27 protein-coding genes are annotated in these 22,611 nt (G+C 32.2%); 20 read left to right on the forward strand and 7 right to left on the reverse strand.

The features are described from left to right. Nucleotide 1: 1 nt before the first annotated feature. The 4 genes from SAMSHR1132_RS04070 to SAMSHR1132_RS04085 all read left to right on the forward strand — a co-directional run bounded on the left by SAMSHR1132_RS04070 (nucleotide 2) and on the right by SAMSHR1132_RS04085 (nucleotide 3,689). The gene (locus SAMSHR1132_RS04070; protein ID WP_000927622.1) at nucleotides 2-829 is read left to right on the forward strand and encodes a sulfite exporter TauE/SafE family protein; all 828 of its coding nucleotides are present in this window, start codon (nucleotides 2-4) and stop codon (nucleotides 827-829) included. Between the two features lie 26 nt (nucleotides 830-855). Beyond that, the gene (locus SAMSHR1132_RS04075; RefSeq protein WP_001177563.1) at nucleotides 856-2,175 is read left to right on the forward strand and encodes a bifunctional metallophosphatase/5'-nucleotidase; all 1,320 of its coding nucleotides are present in this window, start codon (nucleotides 856-858) and stop codon (nucleotides 2,173-2,175) included. Between the two features lie 83 nt (nucleotides 2,176-2,258). Continuing rightward, nucleotides 2,259-3,176 carry a lipoyl synthase gene (gene lipA / locus SAMSHR1132_RS04080; protein WP_000201875.1) on the forward strand — a complete coding sequence of 306 codons (918 nt, stop codon included), beginning with the start codon at nucleotides 2,259-2,261 and terminating at the stop codon, nucleotides 3,174-3,176. A gap of 129 nt (nucleotides 3,177-3,305) precedes the next feature. Beyond that, entirely contained in the window at nucleotides 3,306-3,689 is a 384-nt protein-coding gene (locus SAMSHR1132_RS04085; protein WP_000598446.1) for a YutD family protein, read from the forward strand. A gap of 78 nt (nucleotides 3,690-3,767) precedes the next feature. On the opposite strand, the gene SAMSHR1132_RS04090 is transcribed toward SAMSHR1132_RS04085, so the two are convergent. Continuing rightward, nucleotides 3,768-4,034 carry a DUF3055 domain-containing protein gene (locus tag SAMSHR1132_RS04090; protein WP_000566652.1) on the reverse strand — a complete coding sequence of 89 codons (267 nt, stop codon included), beginning with the start codon at nucleotides 4,032-4,034 and terminating at the stop codon, nucleotides 3,768-3,770. A 97-nt stretch (nucleotides 4,035-4,131) separates the two neighbouring features. On the opposite strand from SAMSHR1132_RS04090, the gene SAMSHR1132_RS04095 reads away from it, so the two are divergent. From SAMSHR1132_RS04095 to dltD, 9 genes are all read left to right on the forward strand, one after another. After that, entirely contained in the window at nucleotides 4,132-4,566 is a 435-nt protein-coding gene (locus tag SAMSHR1132_RS04095) for a DUF86 domain-containing protein (RefSeq protein WP_000273987.1), read from the forward strand. Further along, nucleotides 4,566-5,345, forward strand: coding sequence for a TIGR01457 family HAD-type hydrolase (locus SAMSHR1132_RS04100; RefSeq protein ID WP_000816174.1), 780 nt, complete (start codon nucleotides 4,566-4,568; stop codon nucleotides 5,343-5,345). The genes SAMSHR1132_RS04095 and SAMSHR1132_RS04100 overlap by 1 nt, the downstream gene beginning before the upstream one ends. Nucleotides 5,346-5,378: 33 nt before the next feature. Next, nucleotides 5,379-6,338 (forward strand): 2-hydroxyacid dehydrogenase, encoded by a 960-nt coding sequence (locus SAMSHR1132_RS04105; protein ID WP_000239145.1) that lies wholly within the window; start codon nucleotides 5,379-5,381, stop codon nucleotides 6,336-6,338. A gap of 420 nt (nucleotides 6,339-6,758) precedes the next feature. Beyond that, entirely contained in the window at nucleotides 6,759-6,881 is a 123-nt protein-coding gene (locus tag SAMSHR1132_RS04110; RefSeq protein WP_031788123.1) for a hypothetical protein, read from the forward strand. Between the two features lie 34 nt (nucleotides 6,882-6,915). After that, complete coding sequence (locus tag SAMSHR1132_RS04115; protein ID WP_000837751.1) at nucleotides 6,916-7,068, forward strand: teichoic acid D-Ala incorporation-associated protein DltX; 153 nt, start codon at nucleotides 6,916-6,918, stop codon at nucleotides 7,066-7,068. 15 nt (nucleotides 7,069-7,083) lie between these two features. Beyond that, the gene (gene dltA / locus SAMSHR1132_RS04120) at nucleotides 7,084-8,541 is read left to right on the forward strand and encodes a D-alanine--poly(phosphoribitol) ligase subunit DltA (protein WP_000129663.1); all 1,458 of its coding nucleotides are present in this window, start codon (nucleotides 7,084-7,086) and stop codon (nucleotides 8,539-8,541) included. Further along, nucleotides 8,538-9,752, forward strand: coding sequence for a PG:teichoic acid D-alanyltransferase DltB (dltB, locus tag SAMSHR1132_RS04125; RefSeq protein WP_000613536.1), 1,215 nt, complete (start codon nucleotides 8,538-8,540; stop codon nucleotides 9,750-9,752). Before dltA ends, dltB begins: the two co-directional genes overlap by 4 nt. 17 nt (nucleotides 9,753-9,769) lie before the next feature. Continuing rightward, complete coding sequence (gene dltC / locus SAMSHR1132_RS04130) at nucleotides 9,770-10,006, forward strand: D-alanine--poly(phosphoribitol) ligase subunit 2 (RefSeq protein WP_000395692.1); 237 nt, start codon at nucleotides 9,770-9,772, stop codon at nucleotides 10,004-10,006. Beyond that, nucleotides 10,003-11,178 (forward strand): D-alanyl-lipoteichoic acid biosynthesis protein DltD, encoded by a 1,176-nt coding sequence (gene dltD, locus SAMSHR1132_RS04135; RefSeq protein WP_000769406.1) that lies wholly within the window; start codon nucleotides 10,003-10,005, stop codon nucleotides 11,176-11,178. The genes dltC and dltD overlap by 4 nt, the downstream gene beginning before the upstream one ends. 291 nt (nucleotides 11,179-11,469) lie before the next feature. Here dltD and SAMSHR1132_RS04140 read toward each other — a convergent pair whose 3' ends face one another. Beyond that, the gene (locus tag SAMSHR1132_RS04140; RefSeq protein ID WP_001141883.1) at nucleotides 11,470-11,712 is read right to left on the reverse strand and encodes a NifU family protein; all 243 of its coding nucleotides are present in this window, start codon (nucleotides 11,710-11,712) and stop codon (nucleotides 11,470-11,472) included. Between the two features lie 100 nt (nucleotides 11,713-11,812). On the opposite strand from SAMSHR1132_RS04140, the gene SAMSHR1132_RS04145 reads away from it, so the two are divergent. Further along, a complete protein-coding gene (locus SAMSHR1132_RS04145; RefSeq protein ID WP_000401416.1) occupies nucleotides 11,813-12,133 on the forward strand; it encodes a YuzD family protein in 321 nt (106 codons plus the stop codon). Between the two features lie 74 nt (nucleotides 12,134-12,207). Here SAMSHR1132_RS04145 and SAMSHR1132_RS04150 read toward each other — a convergent pair whose 3' ends face one another. Continuing rightward, nucleotides 12,208-13,272 (reverse strand): NAD(P)/FAD-dependent oxidoreductase, encoded by a 1,065-nt coding sequence (locus SAMSHR1132_RS04150; RefSeq protein ID WP_000794016.1) that lies wholly within the window; start codon nucleotides 13,270-13,272, stop codon nucleotides 12,208-12,210. A 300-nt stretch (nucleotides 13,273-13,572) separates the two neighbouring features. Here SAMSHR1132_RS04150 and SAMSHR1132_RS04155 point away from each other — a divergent pair, with 300 nt between their 5' ends. From SAMSHR1132_RS04155 to SAMSHR1132_RS04185, 6 genes are all read left to right on the forward strand, one after another. Then, nucleotides 13,573-13,809 carry a YuzB family protein gene (locus SAMSHR1132_RS04155; RefSeq protein WP_001068335.1) on the forward strand — a complete coding sequence of 79 codons (237 nt, stop codon included), beginning with the start codon at nucleotides 13,573-13,575 and terminating at the stop codon, nucleotides 13,807-13,809. Between the two features lie 12 nt (nucleotides 13,810-13,821). Further along, nucleotides 13,822-14,181, forward strand: coding sequence for a HesB/IscA family protein (locus tag SAMSHR1132_RS04160; RefSeq protein WP_001143492.1), 360 nt, complete (start codon nucleotides 13,822-13,824; stop codon nucleotides 14,179-14,181). An 809-nt stretch (nucleotides 14,182-14,990) separates the two neighbouring features. Beyond that, nucleotides 14,991-16,199, forward strand: coding sequence for an NAD(P)/FAD-dependent oxidoreductase (locus tag SAMSHR1132_RS04170; protein ID WP_000046071.1), 1,209 nt, complete (start codon nucleotides 14,991-14,993; stop codon nucleotides 16,197-16,199). A 130-nt stretch (nucleotides 16,200-16,329) separates the two neighbouring features. Further along, nucleotides 16,330-17,805, forward strand: coding sequence for a M17 family metallopeptidase (locus SAMSHR1132_RS04175; RefSeq protein ID WP_001009681.1), 1,476 nt, complete (start codon nucleotides 16,330-16,332; stop codon nucleotides 17,803-17,805). 367 nt (nucleotides 17,806-18,172) lie between these two features. Next, nucleotides 18,173-19,489, forward strand: a complete 1,317-nt coding sequence (locus tag SAMSHR1132_RS04180; protein WP_000606333.1) for a Na+/H+ antiporter family protein — start codon at nucleotides 18,173-18,175, stop codon at nucleotides 19,487-19,489. Nucleotides 19,490-19,507: 18 nt separating this feature from the next. Next, complete coding sequence (locus SAMSHR1132_RS04185) at nucleotides 19,508-19,882, forward strand: PaaI family thioesterase (RefSeq protein WP_000149302.1); 375 nt, start codon at nucleotides 19,508-19,510, stop codon at nucleotides 19,880-19,882. Nucleotides 19,883-20,071: 189 nt separating this feature from the next. Here SAMSHR1132_RS04185 and SAMSHR1132_RS04190 read toward each other — a convergent pair whose 3' ends face one another. The 4 genes from SAMSHR1132_RS04190 to mnhE1 form a co-directional block, all read right to left on the reverse strand. Next, entirely contained in the window at nucleotides 20,072-21,226 is a 1,155-nt protein-coding gene (locus SAMSHR1132_RS04190) for an FAD/NAD(P)-binding protein (protein ID WP_000558754.1), read from the reverse strand. A gap of 277 nt (nucleotides 21,227-21,503) precedes the next feature. After that, the gene (gene mnhG1 / locus SAMSHR1132_RS04195; protein WP_000590450.1) at nucleotides 21,504-21,860 is read right to left on the reverse strand and encodes a Na+/H+ antiporter Mnh1 subunit G; all 357 of its coding nucleotides are present in this window, start codon (nucleotides 21,858-21,860) and stop codon (nucleotides 21,504-21,506) included. Further along, nucleotides 21,838-22,131 carry a Na+/H+ antiporter Mnh1 subunit F gene (mnhF1, locus tag SAMSHR1132_RS04200; protein ID WP_001016282.1) on the reverse strand — a complete coding sequence of 98 codons (294 nt, stop codon included), beginning with the start codon at nucleotides 22,129-22,131 and terminating at the stop codon, nucleotides 21,838-21,840. The genes mnhG1 and mnhF1 overlap by 23 nt, the downstream gene beginning before the upstream one ends. Beyond that, on the reverse strand, nucleotides 22,131-22,610 hold the full coding sequence (gene mnhE1 / locus SAMSHR1132_RS04205; protein WP_000290671.1) for a Na+/H+ antiporter Mnh1 subunit E: 480 nt from the start codon (nucleotides 22,608-22,610) through the stop codon (nucleotides 22,131-22,133). The genes mnhF1 and mnhE1 overlap by 1 nt, the downstream gene beginning before the upstream one ends. Nucleotide 22,611: the final 1 nt, after the last annotated feature.

Consider the following 22,611-nt stretch of genomic DNA (forward strand, 5'->3'; position numbering starts at 1 on the left):
TATGTTATTAACAATTACATTATTAGTTTTAATCGGTGGATTATCAGCGATTATCGGATCAATTGTTGGCATCGGTGGCGGTATAATTATCGTGCCAACAATGGTTTATTTAGGCGTTGAACATGGATTACTTCACGGTATTACAACGCAAGTAGCTATTGGGACATCATCAGTCATTCTAATTGTTACAGGACTTTCTTCATCACTTGGTTATTTGAAAACGAAACAAGTAGATATAAAAAATGGTTCGATATTTTTATTTGGACTATTACCTGGATCATTACTAGGATCTTTTATTAGTAGGTATTTAACGTTCGAATCATTTAATTTATACTTTGGTATCTTTTTAATATTTGTTGCTATTTTGTTAATGATTAGAAATAAGATTAAACCATTTAAAATATTTGATAAACCAAAATATCAAAAGACATATGTAGATGCTAAAGGTAAAACATATCATTACAGCGTCCCGCCTTTGTTTGCTTTTATTACGACGTTTTTAATTGGTATACTAACAGGATTATTTGGAATTGGTGGTGGCGCACTAATGACACCGCTTATGCTTATTGTATTTAGATTTCCACCGCATGTTGCAGTTGGAACAAGTATGATGATGATTTTCTTTTCTAGTGTGATGAGTTCTATTGGACATATTGCTCAAGGCCATGTTGCTTGGGGGTATGCAATTATTTTAATTATTTCAAGTTACTTTGGTGCAAAAATTGGCGTAAAAGTAAATCAATCCATTAAATCAGATACAGTAGTAACTCTATTGAGAACTGTAATGTTACTACTAGGAATTTATCTAATTATTCGAGCGTTAATATAACATCATTTTAAAAGGAGGACATCAACATGCAGTTAACAATTTATCATACGAACGATATTCATAGTCATCTGCATGAATATGAGCGAATTAAAGCATATATGGCAGAACACCGGCCACAACTCAATCATCCTTCTTTATATGTTGATTTAGGCGATCATGTAGATTTATCTGTTCCTATTACTGAAGCTACTGTAGGTAAAAAGAATGTTTCATTATTAAATGAAGCACATTGTGATGTGGCAACTATTGGTAACAATGAAGGTATGACTATTTCTCATGAAGCATTAAACCATTTATATGATGATGCTAATTTTAAAGTGACATGCAGTAATGTGATAGATGAATCAGGACACTTACCTAATAATATTGTCTCTTCCTATATTAAAGAGATAGCAGATACAAAAATTTTATTCGTCGCAGCAACAGCACCATTTACACCATTTTACCGAGCACTTGATTGGATTGTTACTGACCCTTTAGAAGCTATAAAAGAAGAAGTTGAACGTCAACGTGGCAAATACGATGTGTTAATTATATTAAGTCATTGTGGAATTTTCTTTGATGAGACGTTATGTCAAGAATTGCCGGAGATTGATGTAATATTCGGCAGTCATACACATCATTATTTTGAACATGGAGAGTTGAATAATGGGGTACTGATGGCAGCTGCTGGAAAATATGGAAATTATATTGGAGAAGTTAATTTAATCATTGAGGAAAACAAAGTGGTTAGCAAATCTGCAACAATCATTCCTTTAGAGGATCTTCCACAAGTTGAAACATCATTTGATGAAGACGGGAAAGCTTTAATGTCGACACCAGTTATTGAACATCCAGTCATATTGAAACGAGGTATAAATCATATAACTGAAGCTGCATATTTACTAGCGCAAAGTGTTTGTGAGTATACACATGCTCAATGTGCAATTATCAACGCTGGATTACTCGTAACCGATATTGAAAAAGATTTAGTGACAGAGTATGACATTCATCAAATGTTACCACATCCGATTAATATGGTGAGAGTTAGACTTTCAGGTTTAAAATTAAAAGAAATTATTGAGAAAAGTAATAAACAAGAATATATGTATGAACATGCTCAAGGTTTAGGATTTAGAGGCAATATATTTGGGGGCTATATACTATATAATTTAGGGTACATTAACTCTACAGGGAAATATTATATGAATGGGCAAGAAATTGAAGATGACCAACTTTATGTTTTAGGTACCATCGATATGTACACATTTGGCCGTTATTTCCCTTCATTAAAAGAGTTACCAAAAGAATATTTAATGCCAGAGTTTTTAAGAGACATTTTTAAAGAAAAATTATTGGAATATTAAAAAGTAAGATTATTGGATTTTCATTTGTCATGAATTTCGATATAATGTTTAAAGATACACTTAACAGGAGGGTATGTGTTGTTATGGCGACAAAAAACGAGGAAATATTACGTAAACCGGATTGGTTAAAGATAAAATTAAATACCAATGAAAACTATACAGGACTTAAGAAGATGATGAGGGAAAAGAATCTTAATACTGTATGTGAAGAAGCTAAATGTCCTAATATTCATGAATGTTGGGGTGCACGTCGTACTGCGACATTTATGATTTTAGGTGCCGTTTGTACAAGAGCTTGTCGTTTTTGTGCGGTTAAGACAGGTTTACCTAATGAACTTGATTTAAATGAGCCTGAACGTGTAGCTGAATCAGTTGAATTAATGAACTTGAAGCATGTTGTTATTACTGCTGTTGCACGTGATGACTTAAGAGATGCTGGTTCTAATGTTTATGCTGAGACAGTACGTAAAGTTAGAGAAAGAAATCCATTTACTACGATTGAAATTTTACCGTCAGATATGGGTGGAGACTACGATGCATTAGAAACTTTAATGGCATCTAGACCCGACATTTTAAACCATAATATTGAAACTGTTCGTCGATTAACACCAAGAGTGCGTGCACGTGCGACTTACGATAGAACATTAGAGTTTTTACGTCGCTCAAAAGAATTACAACCAGATATCCCAACAAAATCAAGTATTATGGTTGGCTTAGGTGAAACTATAGAAGAAATTTATGAAACGATGGATGATTTACGTGCGAATGATGTTGATATTTTAACAATTGGTCAATATTTACAACCATCACGTAAGCATTTAAAAGTTCAAAAATATTATACGCCTTTAGAGTTTGGTAAATTAAGAAAGGTGGCAATGGATAAAGGTTTCAAACATTGCCAAGCTGGTCCTTTAGTACGTAGTTCATATCATGCAGATGAACAAGTAAATGAAGCGGCTAAAGAAAAGCAACGCCAAGGTGAGGCACAGTTAAATAGTTAATATTTAACCATTAACAGGACATAAAGGCTTAGTTTGTACATATCGAACGTGTCATAGAAGTATTTTCTATTTTTATGTAACACATAGAGTATAAACTGAGCCTTTCATTGTCATAGATAGGTGAAGAATTTGATAAAAGTAGATCAACATTACTTTGAATTAATTGAAAATTATCGAGAATGTTTTAATGAAGAACAATTTATCGCTAGATATTCAGATATCTTAGATAAATATGATTATATTGTTGGTGATTATGGCTATGATCAATTGAGATTAAAAGGTTTTTATAAAGATTCAAATAAGAAAGCTGAGATGAGTAAACGTTTTTCAAATATTCAAGATTATATCTTTGAGTATTGTAACTTTGGCTGTCCTTATTTTGTATTGAGACATTTATCTAAACAAGAAGTTAAAAAGTTAATCGAGGAATATGATCAACCAGATGTTATTGATGAAGAAAATAAACTTCAAGATGTAAAAATTAAACCAACTATTCAAGATGCTGAACATTAACAAAACCCTTAACTAGATTGAACAAGTGGAGCAATCCATGATGCCATGTTCTTTTAATCTAGTTAGGGGTTTTTAATTTTAATGTATAACTTCGTTTAAATACTCAGTAATTTCTTCACCTTCATCATGACTTACACCTAAAATATGTGCGATATATCCTTCTTCATTCAAATCATCAGTACCAATGATTCCAAATTTATTTGTCTGCATATTGAGTACAAGTGTTTTGCCATAATGTCTATTCGTATGAACTAGCATTAAATCATATCGACTGTGTTCGCCGACAAAACCGACAAATTGAACTTGACTTTCTTCATTATCATCATATAAATACATATCTATCATTTTGTAGCGGCTCCTTTTAAAAGTAGTAAAGTTAGTATAACGACAAATGAAGTATACTGCAAAGTTATGATAATATAGAGCTAAGAGGTGACAAGGAATGTATTTTGTAGACAAAGATAAACTAACTCAGAAATTAACCTATTTACAAACATTAACTGACGATTATCAGGAAAGTAAAAACAATCAATATGCATTTGAACGCATTGCCCAAATGTTAATTGAATCATCAGTAGATATTGGAAACATGATTATTGATGCGTTTATTTTAAGAGATCCCGGAAACTACAAAGATGTAATAGATATTTTAGAATTAGAAAATGTTATTACTAAAGAAACGCAACAAGCGATTAATAAAACGGTCGATATCCGTAAACAATTTACTTATGACTACACTACGTTAGATATTGAGACGATAGTGCCAATGTTTGATGAAGCATTACCTTACTATAAACAATTTATTTTAGAAGTAACTACATTTTTGCAACAAGAAAATGTACCAGTAACAGCTTTTGGCAAAGGAGAAAATCAATAATGAAACAATATAAAGCTTATTTAATCGATTTAGATGGAACAATGTATATGGGAACAGATGAAATTGATGGTGCAAAACAATTCATTGATTATTTAAATAACAAAGATATCCCACATTTATACGTCACTAATAATTCAACGAAAACGCCAGAACAAGTAACTGAAAAATTGCGTGAAATGAATATTGACGCAAAACCTGAAGAAGTTGTGACGTCAGCATTGGCAACCGCTGAATATATTTCGGAACAATCACCCGGTGCATCTGTTTATATGTTAGGTGGAAGTGGTTTGAATACTGCTTTAACAGAAGCAGGACTTGAAATTAAAGATGATGAACATGTTGATTATGTAGTCATTGGTCTTGATGAGAAAGTAACATATGAAAAATTAGCAATTGCAACGTTAGGTGTAAGAAATGGTGCAACATTTATTTCTACAAATCCTGATGTATCAATACCAAAAGAACGTGGTCTATTACCTGGTAATGGAGCAATAACTAGCGTTGTCAGTGTCTCGACAGGCATTCAACCGCAGTTTATTGGTAAACCAGAACCAATTATTATGATTAAAGCTTTAGAGATTCTCGGATTAGATAAATCAGAAGTAGCTATGGTTGGAGATTTATATGATACAGACATTATGTCAGGTATCAATGTTGGTATGGATACGATTCATGTACAAACAGGCGTGTCTTCTTTAGAAGATGTACAAAATAAAAATGTACCACCAACATATTCATTTAAAGATTTAAATGAAACAATTGCAGAGTTAGAAAAATAATTCAAAATCATGTTACAAAGTAGGTGAGTGAATATGGTTAAAATAGTTGTTTCTAGAAAGGTACCGGATAAATTCTATCAGCAATTATGTGAATTAGGTAATGTTGAAATGTGGCATGAATCTTTGGTGCCCATGCCACGACAACAATTTGAAACAGCTCTACATGATGCAGATGCTTGCTTTATTACATTAAGTGAACATATTAGCGCACAAACTTTAGCAAAGGCGCCTAAGTTAAAAGTTATTGCAAATATGGCTGTGGGTTATGACAACATTGATGTTGAGAGCGCAACAGCGCACAATGTTATTGTTACCAATACGCCAGATGTATTAACTGAAACGACAGCAGAATTAGGTTTCACGTTAATGCTTGCTACAGCGAGACGTATAGTGGAAGCTGAAAAATATATCGAAGCAGATGCATGGCAAAGCTGGGGACCTTATTTGTTGTCAGGGAAAGATGTTTATAATTCAAATGTTGGTATTTTTGGAATGGGTGATATTGGAAAAGCATTTGCAAAAAGGTTAAAAGGATTTAATACGAAAATCTTATATCATAACCGTTCGAGAAATAAAAATGCAGAGATACAATATGATGCGACATATGTTTCTTTTGAAAAACTGTTAGCAGAAAGTGATTTTATAATATGCACAGCACCGCTAACAAAAGAAACTAAATATAAATTTAATGCAGATGCATTTAAGCAAATGAAAAACGATGCAATATTCATTAACATAGGAAGAGGTTTGATTGTTGATGAAACTGCTTTAATAGAAGCATTAGACAATAAAGAAATATTAGCTTGTGGTTTAGATGTATTAGCAACCGAACCTATTAACCATTTGCATCCATTAATGGGTCGTGATAATGTCATCATAACACCACACATTGGAAGTGCATCTGTGATGACTCGTGATAATATGATTCAATTATGCGTTGATAATATTAAAGCGGTACTTAATCATTTATCACCACGAACGCCAATTAATTAAAACGTATTGGTTATGATAAAATTAATGAATGCCGCAGCATAATCATATGTAATGATACCGATTAATGTTCGGTTAATATTATATTAATGCTGTAACAATAATTATATTCGTGGCAAAGCTTGGTTAATACTTTATTAGTTAAGTGGTAATTTAATTTCATGCCGCCGTTATTAATTGTTACAAATCCGGCGTAATATCAGTCCAATACCATTTCAAAAATGAAAATAATGGTGAGAATTATTTCACCAATATCAACAACATAAACAATAAACTCACCATATAACTAGCTTGTGTAGATTGTGAGTTTTAAATTTGTGACACATATAACAAAATTGTTATATAGACTGTAATTGTCTAATGCTTAAATAACCTTTAAAATGAATGATGTTCTCAACAAAGTTTACGTTTTACAATTATTGACTGATAACAACCATATACTTTGTTGAACCTATAAATTTAAAATTGAATTTCATTATGAATATCGATATAATGAATTGTAAAAAACAAATTATTAAACGTATTTTATATTGTTGGACTTTATAAAATCGTTTTTATTAAGAATTTTAAGAGGTGCATTATGAAATCTAAAAGTAAACAGCCACCTAATAAATATGTAGAAGCATTTAAACCATATTTATTAACAATATTGTACTTAGCAATATTTATTACTTTATATTTAATCTATGGCAGTGGCGATACACACAATAACTTCATTTATAATGAGTTCTAATGAGGGAGACTTAATATGACAGATATTATTAATAAACTGCAGTCATTTACGGATGCAAATCCAGAAAGTATTGCAGTAAGACACACAACTGATGAATTAACTTATCAACAGTTAATGGATGAGTCTAGTAAATTAGCACATCGATTACAAGGTAGTAAAAAGCCGATGATTTTATTCGGTCACATGTCACCATATATGATTGTTGGGATGATTGGTGCTATTAAAGCGGGATGTGGTTATGTACCAGTTGATACTTCAATTCCTGAAGACCGTATAAAAATGATTATTGAAAAGGTACAACCTGAATTTGTATTCAATACAACAGGTGAATCATTTGATAGCGTAGTAGGTGACGTATTTACAATAGAAGATATTAAAACATCTCAAGACCCAGTAATTTTCGATAGCCAAATTAAAGATAATGATACGGTATATACTATCTTTACATCTGGTTCAACTGGTGAACCAAAAGGCGTTCAAATTGAATATGCAAGTTTAGTTCAATTTACTGACTGGATGCTAGAATTAAATAAATCTGGAAATGAACAACAATGGCTAAACCAAGCACCATTTTCATTCGATTTATCTGTAATGGCTATTTATCCATGTTTAGCTTCTGGAGGTACATTAAACCTTGTAGATAAAAACATGATTAATAAACCGAAATTATTAAATGAAATGTTAACTGCAACACCGATAAATATTTGGGTTTCAACACCATCATTTATGGAAATGTGCTTGTTGTTACCTACGCTTAATGAAGAACAGTATGGAAGTTTAAATGAATTCTTCTTCTGTGGCGAAATTTTACCTCACAGAGCTGCTAAAGCGTTAGTAAGTCGTTTCCCAAGTGCTACGATTTATAACACGTATGGTCCAACTGAAGCAACAGTTGCAGTAACAAGTATTCAAATTACTCAAGAAGTTTTAGACCAATATCCGACATTGCCAGTAGGGGTAGAACGTCCGGGTGCAAGGTTATCTACAACGGATGAAGGTGAACTTGTTATTGAAGGTCAAAGCGTAAGTTTAGGTTACTTAAAAAATGACCAAAAAACAGCTGAAGTATTCAACTTTGATAATGGTATTCGCACATACCATACAGGTGATAAAGCTAAATTTGAAAATGGGCAATGGTTCATTCAAGGACGTATTGATTTCCAAATCAAATTAAATGGTTACAGAATGGAATTAGAAGAAATTGAAACACAATTACGTCAATCTGAGTTTGTAAAAGAAGCAATTGTTGTACCTGTATACAAAAATGATAAAGTAATTCATTTAATCGGAGCAATTGTACCAACAACTGAAGTTACTGATAACTTAGAAATGACTAAAAATATTAAACATGATTTAAAATCACGCTTACCAGAGTATATGATTCCTAGAAAATTTGAATGGATGGAACAATTACCATTAACTTCAAATGGTAAAATTGATCGTAAGAAAATTGCAGAGGTAATCAACGGATGATTCCATATGGCGATTTTACATTCTTCTTAATTGCTTTAATTGCACTATTACCAGTCATTATACTTGGATTTTTAGGTAAGCGAAGTTACATTTATAATGGTTTAGTGACAGCATTTATGATTGTGTTAATCTTTTCTTCAGATAGACATAATCTGTTTGACCAAAAGTATTTAAGTGTTCAATTAATTAGTTTCATTATTTACATTGTATGGCAAGTATTGTTGATTATGTTTTATTATCATTCAAGACCGAAAAATAACTCATTTTCAAAATTTGTTATTGTAATGGTTTTATCAATATTGCCATTAGCATTAGTTAAAGTTTTACAAAGCACATGGTTAGGTGGACATCAAATTCATTTCCATGAAAGTAAATTAATCGAATTCGTAGGATTCCTTGGTATTTCGTATGTTACTTTCAAAAGTGTGCAACTAATTATGGAAATCCGTGATGGTTCTATTAAAGAAATCAAAGTATGGAAATTGATTCAATTCATTTCATTCTTCCCGACGATTTCATCAGGGCCTATCGATCGTTACAAACGTTTTGTTAAAGATGATAAAAAAGTACCAACTGGTAATGAATACCGTGAATTAGTACTTAAAGCAATTCATATGATTATGCTTGGTTTCTTGTATAAATATATCATTGCTTACTTTATTAACACATATGCAATTATGCCATTACAATTAGATTTACATGGCTTCACACATATGTGGCTATATATGTATGCATACAGCTTATATTTATTCTTTGATTTTGCAGGTTACAGTTTATTTGCAATTGCATTTAGTTATTTATTCGGTATTAAGACACCACCAAACTTTGATAAACCTTTCAAAGCTAAAAACATTAAAGATTTCTGGAATAGATGGCATATGACATTATCATTCTGGTTCAGAGATTGTATTTACATGAGATCTTTATTCTACATGTCTCGTAAGAAATTATTGAAGAGTCAATTCGCAATGTCTAATGTGGCATTTTTAATCAACTTCTTCATAATGGGAATTTGGCATGGTATTGAAGTGTATTACATTGTCTATGGTTTATACCATGCAGCATTATTTATAGGTTATGGCTTTTATGAACGTTGGCGCAAGAAACATCCGCCACGTTGGCAAAATGGTTTCACAAACGCGCTTAGCATTGTGATTACATTCCATTTTATAACATTTGGCTTTTTAATCTTCTCAGGTAAACTTATATAATAAAGGAGAAATTAATTATGGAATTTAGAGAACAAGTATTAAATTTATTAGCAGAAGTAGCAGAAAATGATATTGTAAAAGAAAATCCAGACGTAGAAATCTTTGAAGAAGGTATTATTGATTCTTTCCAAACAGTTGGATTATTATTAGAGATTCAAAATAAACTTGATATCGAAGTATCTATAATGGACTTTGATAGAGATGAGTGGGCAACACCAAATAAAATCGTTGAAGCATTAGAAGAGTTACGATGAAATTAAAACCTTTTTTACCCATTTTAATTAGTGGAGCAGTATTCATTGTCTTTCTATTATTGCCAGCAAGATGGTTTACAGGTCTTGTAACTGAAAAAACTGTAGATGATAATAGAACGTCATTGACAGATCAAGTACTAAAAGGCACACTCATTCAAAATAAGTTATATGAATCAAATAAGTATTATCCTATATACGGCTCTAGTGAATTAGGTAAAGATGACCCATTTAACCCAGCAATTGCATTAAATAAACATAATTCGAACAAAAAAGCATTTTTATTAGGTGCTGGTGGTTCTACAGATTTAATTAATGCAGTTGAGCTTGCATCACAGTATGATAAATTAAAAGGTAAGAAATTAACGTTTATTATTTCACCACAGTGGTTTACAAACCATGGTTTAACAAATCAAAACTTTGATGCTCGTATGTCTCAAACTCAAATTAATCAAATGTTCCAGCAGAAGAATATGCCAACAGAATTAAAAAGACGTTATGCACAACGTTTATTACAATTCCCGCATGTTCACAACAAAGGTTACTTGAAGTCTTATGCCAAAGACCCTAAAGAAACTAAAGATAATTACATCTCTGCTTTTAAAGAAAATCAATTGATTAAAATTGAAGCAATTAAGTCATTGTTTGCAATGGATAAATCTCCATTAGAACATGTGAAACCTGCTACAAAGCCAGATGCTTCATGGGATGAGATGAAACAAAAAGCAGTAGAAATTGGTAAAGCTGATACTACTACAAATAAATTCGGTATTAGAGATCAATACTGGAAATTAATTCAAGAAAGTAAACGTAAAGTTAGACGTGACTATGAGTTTAATGTTAATTCTCCAGAGTTCCAAGATTTAGAATTACTAGTCAAAACAATGCGTGCTGCTGGTGCAGATGTTCAATATGTAAGTATCCCATCAAATGGTGTTTGGTATGATCATATCGGTATTGACCAAGAACGTCGTCAAGCAGTTTACAAAAAAATCCATTCTACTGTTGTAGATAATGGTGGTAAGATTTACGATATGACTGATAAAGATTATGAAAAATACGTTATCAGCGATGCAGTACACATTGGTTGGAAAGGTTGGGTTTATATGGATGAGCAAATTGCGAAACATATGAAAGGTGAACCACAACCTGAAGTAGACAAACCAAAAGAATAAAATACAAATAGCACATAACTCGATGATAGACTATTTATCCGTCTAGAGTGTATGTGCTATTTTTATGTTTAAAAATCATCAAATTGAATTTATGAAAAGTTAAAAACTTATCCATTAGTCTTATTTACAAGAGAACGAAAAAAGCAGAAGTATTTACTTCCTACCTAATTATTAGTTAGCTTATAATTTATATCACAAAAAGAAAGACAGGAGATAACTGATTCCAATCAAATCGTTATTCCTGTCTTTATTGATATTCATAATATGTTTCTTTAAAGTGTTATCTCTATATTAGAATACTTGTTCTACTTCAATTACTCCAGGAACTTCTTCGTGTAATGCACGTTCAATTCCAGCTTTAAGTGTAATAGTAGAACTTGGGCATGTACCACATGCGCCATGTAATTGTAATTTAACAATACCATCTTCTACGTCAATCAATGAGCAGTCGCCACCATCACGTAATAAAAATGGACGAAGACGTTCGATTACTTCTGCTACTTGATCAAACATTGTTGTATCCTCAGTAGGCATCAGGCAAGTCTCCTTTCGAGAGATGAATTTGATAATCTTTATTAGTATATTATAATAGATAGTGAATTAAAAATCTATCAAACCAATGGGGGATAAATAAATGGAACACGTTAGTGTGGTAGTTTATGGGGCTGACGTTATATGTGCAAGTTGTGTGAATGCACCAACGTCGAAAGATATATACGATTGGTTACAACCATTATTAAAAAGGAAGTATCCTAATATAACATTTAAATATACGTATATTGATATTAACAAAAATAACGATAATTTAACTGATCACGATATACAATTTATTGAAAGGATAGAACAGAATGAGCTATTTTATCCATTAATTACAATGAACGATGAATATGTTGTGGATGGTTATATTCAAACGAAGCAAATAACAAGATTTATTGAAAGTCATTATATAAATTAATAGTTTATGCAAAAATAAAAAATGCAATGTCGGAATAGAAAAACTGACATTGCATTTTTAATGAATTTTATATTTTAGCCGTTATGATATTTATATAACCAAAGCACGCCAGACTTTAAGATTGAAGCAAGTCGACCTGTAACAGTACGATCCATAATGTATGCAAAGCCTTGCTTATCACCTAATGAACCAACGATACCTTGTACTTTTAATTCTGGCATTTTATCAGGCAATGGTTCATTTTGCCATTGCTTCTTAAGCACATCAGCAATTTGATCGCCTTGAACTTCAGCTAATTGTGCACTTGGTGCATGTGGTAAGTCCGCGCAATCACCCACAACATAAACATTTCGATATGTAGGAACTTGGTGATATTGATTGACGATAACACGACCATTACTATTAATATCAATTGGCAAGTTACGAACAACTTCAACAGGTTGAATACCAGCAGTCCAAACAACTAAATCAATATCTTTTGGTTCATCACAATTGTAAATTTTACCCGGTTCAACTTTATTAATATTTGAATTCGGTACAACGGTTACATTATTTTTAGCAAACCATTTTGCGACGTACTTACTTAATTTTTCTGGAAAATTTCTTAAAATTCTTGGTCCGCGATCGTAAAGGTAAATTTCCAAATCTGAACGACTTTCTCTCAACTCACTTGCAAGTTCGATTCCACTTAACCCCGCACCAACGATACCAACTTTAGCACCTTCAGGTAACTCACTAATACTATGAAATGTATCACGAGCCTTTGATAATGTTTGAATACTATGTGTATATGCTTCTGCACCAGGAACATTATGATATTTATCTTCACATCCTAAACCAATTATTAATTCATCATAATCAATTTTAGAATTACCAACTGAGACAATTTGAGCATCCAAATCAATGTCGTTAATTTCACCATATACCGTATTCACTTGTGGGTGATTAGGAAATTTCATACGAACATCTTTATCGGATTTTGTACCAGCAGCTAATGCATAAAATTCAGGTTTTAATCCATGAAATGGCATTCGATCAACTAATGTAACTGTATAATTTTGTGGTAAAGATGATGTTAAAATACGTGACATAATACGCATATTACCATATCCGCCGCCTAGCAAAACTAAATTTTTCATAATGAAGTACCCCTTTTATATGTTAATATTTACTTTAATTTTGAAAAGATCAAAGTGCAACAACATAGTTATGAAAGCCTTTGATTTATCATTAACCCCTAAAAAAAGTAAATATGTATTTATATACTTATTATATATTTTTTTGAAAATGACTACAAATATATATTTGTACTTAATACTGTAAGTTAAGTTTAAAACTTTGAGTTAAGATGAAACAATCAATTTAATTGAGCACATCATGTTAAATTACGTGAAGTAAAATGCTATAATATTGAAACAAATGAAATAAGAAGGTGAAGTATGAATCCGATTGTAGAATTTTGTATCTCTAACATGGCTAAAGGTGGAGATTATGTTTTTAATCAACTTGAAAACGACCCAGATGTTGACGTGTTAGAATATGGATGTCTAACACATTGTGGTATATGTTCAGCCGGGTTGTACGCTTTAGTGAATGGTGATATTGTTGAAGGTGATTCGCCTGAGGAATTACTACAAAACATTTATGCGCATATAAAAGAAACATGGATTTTTTAAGGAGGAATTAACATGCCAACAGTTATATTAACAGAAGCTGCTGCTTATGAAGTAAAAGATATGTTAAAAGCAAATGATATGCCGAACGGATATTTGAAGATTAAAGTTAATGGTGGTGGTTGTACTGGGTTAACATACGGTATGGGTGCAGAAGAAGCACCAGGTGAAAATGATGAAGTTTTAGAGTACTTTGGCTTAAAAGTACTTGTAGATAAAAAGGACGCACCTGTACTAAATGGTACGACAATTGATTTTAAACAATCATTAATGGGTGGTGGCTTCCAAATCGATAATCCTAATGCAATTGCTTCTTGTGGATGTGGAAGTTCATTTAGAACAGCAAAAGTAGCTGGTAACCCTGAAAATTGCTAGTTATTAAGATTAGCGAGACACACGTACTTACAAAGGATATCATACTTGAATATAAACGATAGTATGGGGAGTGGGGCAGAAATGATAAAGAATCACTAATGATTTATTAAGTAGTGTAGTGGTTCTTACATGTTAGCCAAAGGTAATGTGTACTTAAAAATAAGGATATAAGAGTAAAACTCAAGCATAAGAAATACTAATTTCTAAAGAAAAAGTATTTATTTATCGATGTATCCCCAACTTGCATTGTCTGTAGAAATTGGAGGTCCAATTTCTCTTTGTTGGGGCCCCACCCCAACTTGCACATTTTTGTAACCTAACTTTCCGTCAGCTTCTTTGTTGGGGCCCCTGACCATAATTGGAAAATGCTTGTTTTTAGTGGATTTCTATTTTGGTCTATGACTGACAATATAATATTGTATTTGCTAGGACATAAATCTTATGTTTCTGGCTTTTTTTATTTGTTTTATTGATTGCTTTTATAACGATGGCATTAGTGAGTTGTGCAAATATAGTATTTTTGGTGATAACGGTTACATCAGAATTTAAAATCTTTGTACAGTAAAATTAATTAATTTTTTCACAATCTGATTGAATCTCGCTTGAAAATATGACTTAAAAGCTATAGAATTAGTATTGGATTAAAAATGTCTTTTTTGTGAACATCACAGGTTTTTACATAATTTAAAAGACTTAAATAACAAAATGATGATAAACTAGTATACATTGTGGTAAAGAAAGTAATGACCAGTTGTTACTAACATTTATCAGCATTTGGTTAAAAAAATATGAAAGCTTAGGTGAATTAAATGGCTCAAGATCGTAAAAAGGTACTTGTACTTGGTGCTGGTTACGCAGGTTTACAAACTGTAACTAAATTGCAAAAAGCGATATCTTCAGAAGAAGCAGAAATTACGCTTATTAATAAAAATGAATATCACTATGAAGCGACATGGTTACATGAAGCATCAGCAGGTACACTAAACTATGAAGATGTATTATATCCTGTGGAAAGCGTCTTGAAGAAAGATAAAGTAAACTTTGTTCAAGCAGAAGTAACAAAAATTGACCGTGATGCTAAAAAAGTAGAAACAAATCAAGGTATTTATGACTTTGATATTTTAGTAGTAGCATTAGGTTTCATTAGCGAAACATTTGGTATTGAAGGTATGAAAGAACATGCTTTCCAAATCGAAAATGTTATCACTGCACGTGAATTATCACGTCATATCGAAGACAAATTTGCAAACTACGCAGCTTCAAAAGAAAAAGATGATAATGATTTATCTATCTTAGTAGGTGGAGCTGGATTCACTGGAGTAGAATTCTTAGGTGAATTAACAGATAGAATACCTGAATTATGTAGCAAATATGGTGTAGATCAAAACAAAGTTAAAATTACATGTGTTGAAGCAGCGCCTAAAATGTTACCTATGTTCTCAGAAGAATTAGTAAATCACGCTGTTAGCTATTTAGAAGACCGTGGTGTTGAATTCAAAATTGCTACACCAATCGTTGCTTGTAACGAAAAAGGTTTTGTAGTAGAAGTTGACGGTGAAAAACAACAATTACACGCAGGTACTTCAGTATGGGCAGCTGGTGTACGTGGAAGTAAATTAATGGAAGAATCATTTGAAGGTGTTAAACGTGGACGTATCGTTACAAACCAAGATTTAACAATCAAAGGTTACGATGATATCTTTGTTATTGGTGATTGTTCAGCGTTTATCCCTGCTGGTGAAGAACGTCCGTTACCAACTACAGCACAAATTGCTATGCAACAAGGTGAAAACGTTGCTAAAAATATTAAACGCATCTTAAATGGTGAATCAACTGAAGAGTTTGTTTATGTTGATCGTGGAACTGTATGTTCTTTAGGTTCACATGATGGTGTTGGTATGGTATTTGGTAAACCAATCGCTGGTAAAAAAGCAGCATTCATGAAAAAAGTAATAGATACACGTGCCGTATTCAAAATCGGTGGTATCGGTTTAGCATTTAAAAAAGGTAAATTCTAGGCTTTAAATTAAATTAAAGACAAACACATAAAATTAAATTATCATTTTATAGAGTCCTTCAGTATTACTGAAGGGCTTTATTGTTGTACAATTTGAAGTGAGTAACATATCAAATTTAAGGAGGTACAATATGAATTTTAAACTTAATAAAGAAACAGGTAAGAAAATCAATACGTTAATCGTTGGGATTCCGGAGCATTTAAATCAATTAGATAGTATTATTTTTAATGATATTGATATAACAGAAATATTAGAATCACTTAAGCATCAACATATTATAGGGAGTACAGTTGGGAAGATTTACACAACTGCATTCGCCGTACGAAACGAAAGCTATCGACTAATTGCAGTTGGATTAGGAAACTTAAAAAATCAACACTATCGTGATTTGTTGAAGATTTGGGGACAGCTTTTTCAATACATAAAACAGGAACATATAAATGATACGTATTTACTGATGGATACTTTTATTTCCAAATACGGTCAGTTAACAAATGTGTTAGCATCATGTGGCCTTCAAAGTGAACGTGCAACATATCAGTTCGATCATTATAAATCGAATAAAAAGACGCCGTTTAATCCGAATATATATCTAATCAGTGATAAATTAAACGACATTGATACAATCAATGAGGGGGTTGTTATTGGTCAAGCTATTAATTTAGCTAGAGACTTTAGTAATATGCCACCGAATGTTTTAACGCCGCAAACATTTGCAGAAGATATTATTAATCATTTTAAAAATACAGCTGTTAAAGTCGATATTAAAGATGATGATACATTAGTTTCTGAAGGCTTTGGTCTTATACATGCAGTTGGTAAAGGTAGTAAACATAAACCACGATTAGTAACTATCACATACAATGGTAAAAATGATAATGAAGCACCAATTGCATTAGTAGGTAAAGGTATTACGTATGACTCAGGTGGTTATAGTATTAAAACGAAGAATGGCATGGCAACAATGAAATTCGACATGTGTGGTGCTGCGAATGTCGTTGGAATTATAGAAGCGGCTAGTCGCCTTCGATTACCAGTCAATATTATCGGTGTGCTTGCTTGTGCTGAAAATATGATAAATGAAGCGTCGATGAAGCCTGATGATGTATTTACAGCATTGAGTGGTGAAACAGTTGAAGTGATGAATACAGATGCGGAGGGTAGACTTGTATTAGGAGACGCAGTTTATTATGCAAATCAATATCAACCAAGTGTGATTATGGATTTTGCAACTTTAACAGGTGCTGCGATTGTTGCACTAGGTGAAGATAAAGCTGCTGCGTTTCAATCAAATAGTAAGTCATTTTTAAATGATATATTAAAAATAAGTACGTCATTGGATGAAATGGTATTCGAATTACCAATTACTGAAACTGAACGTACAAAAATTAAACAAAGTGATGTTGCTGATTTAGTCAATCATACAAATGGACAGGGTAAAGCATTATTTGCTGCAAGTTTTGTAACACATTTTAGCGGTCAAACGCCTCATATTCATTTTGATATTGCAGGACCAGCAACTACTAATAAGGTGTCGTTCAATGGGCCTAAAGGTCCAACTGGATTTATGATTCCAACAATAGTCGATTGGTTAAGAAAACAATAATAATAGAAGCCTGATACAACTCATACTGTTATAAGAACTGAGATATGCATTATAACTTACGATGAGAGCTTGTATCAGGCATTTTATTGAAGCGTAGAGGATGCTTAACACCACAATAAAGTATCTGAACACATTTAAATGATATATTGAAATTAAGATAAACAATATTTAAGTCATTAACAATGAATGAGAAGCTAATATTAAGTAGTACTTATATGTTTTATTGAATCGGAAATTATTTTGTAAAATGCAAATAAATATAAAAATAGATAATTTAATCAGTTGCTATTGACAGAAAGTGAAGCTATTGATACTATGAAGTCTATAAACACTTTAGTTCGATAGAGTGATAAAGGATGGTTGTCGTATGATAAATGCAGTAGTGATAGCAGTAATTTTAATGATAGTACTATGTTTATGTCGTTTAAATGTAGTTATAAGCTTGTTTATCAGTGCACTTGTAGGTGGCGTTATTTCAGGCATGAGCATTGAAAAAGTAATAAATGTATTTGGAAAAAATATTGTCGATGGTGCAGAGGTTGCATTAAGCTATGCTTTATTAGGTGGATTTGCAGCATTGATTTCCTACAGCGGTATTACAGACTATTTAGTAGGAAAGATTATAAATGCTATTCACGCTGAAAATAGTCGATGGTCAAGAGTTAAAGTAAAGGTGACAATTATCATAGCGCTATTGGCAATGAGTATAATGAGTCAGAACTTAATTCCTGTACATATTGCATTTATTCCAATCGTTATTCCACCATTATTAAGTCTTTTTAATGAGTTGAAAATTGACAGACGTTTAATCGGTTTGATTATAGGATTTGGTTTATGTTTTCCATATGTTTTATTACCTTATGGATTTGGTCAAATATTCCAACAAATCATTCAAAGTGGTTTTGCAAAGGCGAATCATCCAATAGAATTTAATATGATTTGGAAAGCTATGCTTATTCCTTCAATGGGCTATATTGTTGGTTTAATAATTGGTTTATTTGTGTATCGAAAACCACGCGAATATGAAACACGTAATATTTCCGATAATGAACCAGTAACTGAATTAAAACCATATATTTTAATTGTTACAATTGTAGCGATATTAGCTACATTTTTAGTACAAACATTTACAGATTCAATGATATTTGGAGCCTTAGCAGGTGTGCTTGTATTCTTCATCTCTCGTGCATATAATTGGTACGAATTAGATGCTAAGTTTGTTGAAGGTATCAAAATTATGGCTTATATTGGTGTAGTTATTTTAACAGCTAATGGTTTTGCTGGCGTGATGAATGCAACTGGTGATATAGATGAATTAGTTAAAGCATTAACAAGTATTACCGGCGATAACAAATTATTAAGTATTATTGTAATGTATGTCATAGGTTTAATTGTGACATTAGGTATAGGTTCATCATTTGCTACCATTCCAATTATCGCATCATTATTTATCCCATTTGGTGCTTCGATTGGATTAGATACCATGGCATTAATTGCTTTAATAGGGACTGCGAGTGCTTTAGGTGACTCTGGTTCTCCTGCAAGTGATTCAACACTAGGACCAACAGCTGGATTAAATGTAGATGGTCAACATGATCATATTCGAGATACATGCATTCCGAACTTCTTGTTTTATAATATACCGTTGATGATTTTCGGTACAATAGCTGCTATGATACTATAATCATAAAGAGGTGAAAGAATGACGCATTTATTAGAGACATTTGAAATGGTGATTGATCATCAAGAAGATGGTTATGTAGTTATTTCAATGCCGGTTACAGATAAAGTAAAACAACCATTTGGATATTTACACGGTGGTGCTTCAATTGCATTAGGTGAAACAGCATGTTCGTTAGGTTCAGCAAATTTGATAGATACGACTCAGTTTGTTCCATTAGGCTTGGAAATGAATGCTAACCATATTCATTCGGCAAAAGATGGTCGCGTTACAGCGACAGCTGAAATCATTCACCAAGGCAAAACGACGCATGTGTGGGATATTAAAATTAAAAATGATAAAGGACAATTAATAACGGTTATGAGAGGTACGATTGCCATTAAACCGTTAAAATAAAAAAGAACTGCTAGCAAGAGGTCGGGACAAAAGCGTTTAGGATTTGAGCAGAACCGAACGATGAGCAAAATGGTTTTCCAAATTTTGTCGAATCGTGATAGTTTCTGCCGAAAATCCTGCTTTTGGGACGCCGTTAATCGGTTTCCCAGAGCACAAAATCTTTATGTCGCACCCTCGCTAGCAGTTTTTTTATGCGCTATATTGTTGAAGTTTAATAAATGCTTGTTCGATGCGTTCAGAAGCTTTGCGACCGCCCATGACATTTCTACCAAATGGTCCTAATTCTAAATCTGCAAAACAGCCTGCAACAAATAAGTTAGGTAACCATTCTAATTTTTCAGAGATTACAGGGTAGTGACATTCATTGAGTGGTGCATTGTAGTTTTGAATTAGTTGTTGGATAAGTGGTTGTGACATGAAATCTTGTTCAAAACCAGTAGCAACGAGAATTTGTTGATATGGAATAGATTCATTTTCAGTAGTAACAAAACCATCTTTAACATTATTAATAGGTGATTTATGCACTGTAATACGACCGTTTTTAATATGCTTTTTCAGTCGTAAATATAATTCATGAGACATAGATCCTTTATGACGTTCGCGTTTAACAATATTGTTACGAGTTACCATACATTCGGTACTTAAAAACGATGACATATTTTTGGGACCTAACCAGCCTGGATCAGCGTCAAAGTCATGAATTTCAATGTCTTTATTAAGCCATAAATGAAGATGTTTATGATTATCACGATTTAATAGTTTAAGCGCAAGGTGGGCAGCAGTAATACCACTGCCGACGATATGATCAGTTTTATCGTACACCTGTTGTTCATGTTCTTTTTCGAATATATGATTTACACTTTGTTTGTTTTTCAATGTGTCAGGGATGAACGGTATATTCGTGCTACCTATAGCAATGACAACGCAATCGGTATTGATTACTTGACCATCTTTTAAGGTAACATGCCACTTGTCATCTTGTTTAGTTAATGATTGAACATAACCCTGAATTAGACAGTCATGTAATCGATATTGTTTAGATGCATGTGCGATATGATCCATAAACATTGATAATTCTGGTCTTTGATAAGGACCATAAAATGCATTTGTGTATTGGTGCTGTTTAGCGAATTGTTTTAGATGAAAAGGTTGTGGGTGTACATGATGTACAATAGGCGATCTTAAATAAGGCATTTCAATACGATTAGTATATGATTTAAATCTTTGACAGAATGTTTCGTGTGGGTCAATGATTGTTAATCGGTCTGTTGTAAGTCCACTTGATATTAGTTTTTGTGCGATTGCAGTACCTTGAATGCCACCGCCGATAATTGTCCAATGCATAGTAAAACCTCTTTCTATTTTAAAACGTAATCGTTACGATTTGTTAATATAATCATAATACATAACGAGATGATTGGCAATTAAATAAAAAGATAAATGTGAATAGGGGAACCAGTATTTAAATCAAATAAAAACAACTAGAAATCTGTAAATGAACTAGTAAAATATGGTGATCGTGCTATCAATATAAATAAAAACAGCAGCAAGATGACTCCTAATAAGGAATGATCTTACTGCTGTGAATTACAATAATTTAAACTTTTATATATACTATTAATTAAAGTTTAGTGTCTTTTAAGTCTTCTGAAATTTCATCAACTTTTGTCTTTTTAGTGTAAGGCGTTTTAATATTATATGCCGCTTTCATAATCATATGGCTTGAAAGTGGCCCTGTAATTAATACAAAAATAATTGCAATAATTAACTGCATGTTTACAAAGCCTTGTGTAGCTATAAAATATAGAAACGTTCCAAATAGTAATGACATAGCACCTAGTGTAGATGCTTTTCCAGCAGCATGTGCACGTGAATAAACATCTTCTAGTCTTAGTAAACCTATTGCTGCTAGGGCACTTATTAAAGCACCAATGATAACAAAGATAAGTGCAAGACTAATCAGTATGATTTTGATCATGTTCAATCACCTTACCTTTGTCCATAAATTTTGAAAATACTGCAGTACCTAAAAATGCTAAAATACCAATCATCATTATTACGACAATCATGTATTTAATATTTAATAAAATACTAAATAATGCGATAACGGCCATTAATTGAAGACCAATAGCATCAAGTGCAACAACACGATCTGCGAGTGATGGGCCTAATACAACTCGAATAAGCATAGCTAACATTGACATAACAACAATAATAAGTGCAATGACTATAATAATATTATGATTCATTATATTTCGCCCACCTCGCTAACAATTTTTTCTAATGATGATTTTATACTTTCAACTTCTTCTTCCTTAGTTGAAAAATCGATGGCATGAATGTATATCTTTGTACGATCATCACTTACACCAAGAACGACTGTACCTGGAGTCAATGTAATTAAATTAGACAATAAGACAATTTGCCAATCTTTTTTCAAATCTGTGTGATATACAAAGAAGCCGGGTTCATTTTTAATCGAAGGTTTAATAATAATTTTTAAAACATCAAAATTCGCTTTAATTAATTCGATTAAGAAAATAATGATTAATTTTACGATACGATACAAAGTTATGACGTAAAATCTACCAGGTAATACTCTGTGTAAGAGGTAAACAAGAATTAGGCCAAAGATAAAACCTAATACAAAGTTATTCGTTGTGTAACTATTTGTCACAAATAACCAAAATACTGCAATTATAAAGTTTAAAACTAATTGTACAGCCATG

It is taken from the genome of Staphylococcus argenteus, from assembly GCF_000236925.1.
Classification (GTDB): domain Bacteria; phylum Bacillota; class Bacilli; order Staphylococcales; family Staphylococcaceae; genus Staphylococcus; species Staphylococcus argenteus.

Excerpts from the sequence above, each read along its gene's own strand:
- SAMSHR1132_RS04070 (WP_000927622.1), top strand. The coding sequence starts at position 2 with ATGTTATTAACAATTACATTATTAGTTTTAATCGGTGGATTATCAGCG.
- SAMSHR1132_RS04075 (WP_001177563.1), top strand. The coding sequence starts at position 856 with ATGCAGTTAACAATTTATCATACGAACGATATTCATAGTCATCTGCAT.
- lipA (WP_000201875.1), top strand. The coding sequence starts at position 2,259 with ATGGCGACAAAAAACGAGGAAATATTACGTAAACCGGATTGGTTAAAG.
- SAMSHR1132_RS04090 (WP_000566652.1), bottom strand. The coding sequence starts at position 4,034 with ATGATAGATATGTATTTATATGATGATAATGAAGAAAGTCAAGTTCAA.
- SAMSHR1132_RS04095 (WP_000273987.1), top strand. The coding sequence starts at position 4,132 with ATGTATTTTGTAGACAAAGATAAACTAACTCAGAAATTAACCTATTTA.
- SAMSHR1132_RS04100 (WP_000816174.1), top strand. The coding sequence starts at position 4,566 with ATGAAACAATATAAAGCTTATTTAATCGATTTAGATGGAACAATGTAT.
- SAMSHR1132_RS04105 (WP_000239145.1), top strand. The coding sequence starts at position 5,379 with ATGGTTAAAATAGTTGTTTCTAGAAAGGTACCGGATAAATTCTATCAG.
- SAMSHR1132_RS04115 (WP_000837751.1), top strand. The coding sequence starts at position 6,916 with ATGAAATCTAAAAGTAAACAGCCACCTAATAAATATGTAGAAGCATTT.
- dltA (WP_000129663.1), top strand. The coding sequence starts at position 7,084 with ATGACAGATATTATTAATAAACTGCAGTCATTTACGGATGCAAATCCA.
- dltB (WP_000613536.1), top strand. The coding sequence starts at position 8,538 with ATGATTCCATATGGCGATTTTACATTCTTCTTAATTGCTTTAATTGCA.
- dltC (WP_000395692.1), top strand. The coding sequence starts at position 9,770 with ATGGAATTTAGAGAACAAGTATTAAATTTATTAGCAGAAGTAGCAGAA.
- dltD (WP_000769406.1), top strand. The coding sequence starts at position 10,003 with ATGAAATTAAAACCTTTTTTACCCATTTTAATTAGTGGAGCAGTATTC.
- SAMSHR1132_RS04140 (WP_001141883.1), bottom strand. The coding sequence starts at position 11,712 with ATGCCTACTGAGGATACAACAATGTTTGATCAAGTAGCAGAAGTAATC.
- SAMSHR1132_RS04145 (WP_000401416.1), top strand. The coding sequence starts at position 11,813 with ATGGAACACGTTAGTGTGGTAGTTTATGGGGCTGACGTTATATGTGCA.
- SAMSHR1132_RS04150 (WP_000794016.1), bottom strand. The coding sequence starts at position 13,272 with ATGAAAAATTTAGTTTTGCTAGGCGGCGGATATGGTAATATGCGTATT.
- SAMSHR1132_RS04155 (WP_001068335.1), top strand. The coding sequence starts at position 13,573 with ATGAATCCGATTGTAGAATTTTGTATCTCTAACATGGCTAAAGGTGGA.
- SAMSHR1132_RS04160 (WP_001143492.1), top strand. The coding sequence starts at position 13,822 with ATGCCAACAGTTATATTAACAGAAGCTGCTGCTTATGAAGTAAAAGAT.
- SAMSHR1132_RS04170 (WP_000046071.1), top strand. The coding sequence starts at position 14,991 with ATGGCTCAAGATCGTAAAAAGGTACTTGTACTTGGTGCTGGTTACGCA.
- SAMSHR1132_RS04175 (WP_001009681.1), top strand. The coding sequence starts at position 16,330 with ATGAATTTTAAACTTAATAAAGAAACAGGTAAGAAAATCAATACGTTA.
- SAMSHR1132_RS04180 (WP_000606333.1), top strand. The coding sequence starts at position 18,173 with ATGATAAATGCAGTAGTGATAGCAGTAATTTTAATGATAGTACTATGT.
- SAMSHR1132_RS04185 (WP_000149302.1), top strand. The coding sequence starts at position 19,508 with ATGACGCATTTATTAGAGACATTTGAAATGGTGATTGATCATCAAGAA.
- SAMSHR1132_RS04190 (WP_000558754.1), bottom strand. The coding sequence starts at position 21,226 with ATGCATTGGACAATTATCGGCGGTGGCATTCAAGGTACTGCAATCGCA.
- mnhG1 (WP_000590450.1), bottom strand. The coding sequence starts at position 21,860 with ATGATCAAAATCATACTGATTAGTCTTGCACTTATCTTTGTTATCATT.
- mnhF1 (WP_001016282.1), bottom strand. The coding sequence starts at position 22,131 with ATGAATCATAATATTATTATAGTCATTGCACTTATTATTGTTGTTATG.
- mnhE1 (WP_000290671.1), bottom strand. The coding sequence starts at position 22,610 with ATGGCTGTACAATTAGTTTTAAACTTTATAATTGCAGTATTTTGGTTA.